Source organism: Chromobacterium haemolyticum (assembly GCF_002081825.1).
Lineage (GTDB): Bacteria > Pseudomonadota > Gammaproteobacteria > Burkholderiales > Chromobacteriaceae > Chromobacterium > Chromobacterium fluminis.
This window is the reverse complement of sequence record NZ_MUKU01000085.1, coordinates 1-1,249: the sequence shown is the minus strand read 5'-3', so window position 1 is coordinate 1,249 and position 1,249 is coordinate 1. Positions and strand designations below refer to the sequence as shown.

The following is a 1,249-nucleotide window of genomic DNA, read 5'->3' as shown; positions in this document are numbered from 1 at the left end:
TGATCTGCTCCCCTTAGGCCTTACCAATCAAAAGTAGAGAGAAGTCCGTCACTGAAGGAGAATGACGGACATGAAGAAGAGCAGATTCACCGAAGAACAGATCATTGGCTTTCTCAAGCAGGCCGAACTGGGCATGGCCATCAAAGAGGTCTGCCGGCAGGGCGGTTTCTCCGAGGCCACCTTCTATAAGTGGCGCAGTAAATACGGCGGCATGAATGTCGCCGAGCTTCAGCGCGCCCGAGATCTGGAGGCCGAGAACGCCCGTCTCAAGAAGTTGCTGGCCGAGGCCCATCTCGACATCGAAGCCCTCAAGGTCGCCTTCGGGGTAAAGCGTTAGCCCCGCAGGCCAAGCGGCAGGCCATTAGCGTGATGTTGAGCAGTGGATTAGCGCTCTCAGAGCGCCGCGCCTGCCGGCTTGTGGGGCTCTCCCGAGATGCCTGGCGACATCCGCCACAGGCGGATGCGCTGACGTGTCAGCTGACGGCTCGCATCGTCGAGATCGCGCAGACACGCCGCCGTTTTGGCTACCGGCGGGTACATGATCTGCTGCGTCACGAATTCCCTGGCATCAATCACAAACGGGTTTACCGCTTGTACCGCGAGCAAGGCCTGGCCGTCAGGCGACGCAACCGCCGGCGCAAGCTCACTGGCGTGCGTACGCCACTGCAGGCGGCCACGCAGTTGAACGAGGTGTGGAGCATGGATTTTGTCAGCGACCAGTTAGTCTGTGGCCGACGCTTGAAATGCCTGACGGTAGCCGATGACTTCAGCCACGAGGCGGTGCAGGTTGCGGTAGATTTCTCGATGTCTGGCCAATACGTCACGCGCATGCTGGATCAGGTGGCGCAATTTCGCGGCTATCCGTTGGCAGTCAGGACGGATAATGGGCCAGAGTTCACCAGTCGTGTGTTTATGGGGTGGGCGCGAACGCATGGTATCCGGCACATTCTGATTCAGCCGGGTCGACCGATGCAGAATGGTTACGTTGAAAGTTTCAACGCCAGATTCCGCGATGAGTGCCTGAATGAACATGTCTTCGATTCGTTGGCAGAAGCGCGGCAGATCATTGCGGCTTGGCGGGACGACTACAACCAGGTGCGCCCCCACGGTTCGATTGGCCGCATACCACCAGCAGTGTTTGCGGCACGCTATCGCCAGCAGCGGACCACCGAACTATCAAGCAGTACCACTACCATGCAAACCTAGGACTTCTCTCCTTATCGCTGGTATGGCTGGAGGGGGAAGATCA

1 protein-coding gene is annotated in these 1,249 nt (G+C 58.6%); it reads left to right on the top strand.

Annotated features, from left to right (window positions below; genetic code table 11):
• Positions 1 to 70 precede the first annotated feature (70 nt).
• Positions 71 to 1,206 (top strand): IS3 family transposase gene (locus B0T39_RS24650; RefSeq protein ID WP_439896908.1). Its coding sequence is split into 2 segments (ribosomal slippage): positions 71 to 326 and positions 326 to 1,206, totalling 1,137 coding nucleotides; the frame shifts between segments, so codons are not numbered across the junction.
• Positions 1,207 to 1,249: the final 43 nt, after the last annotated feature.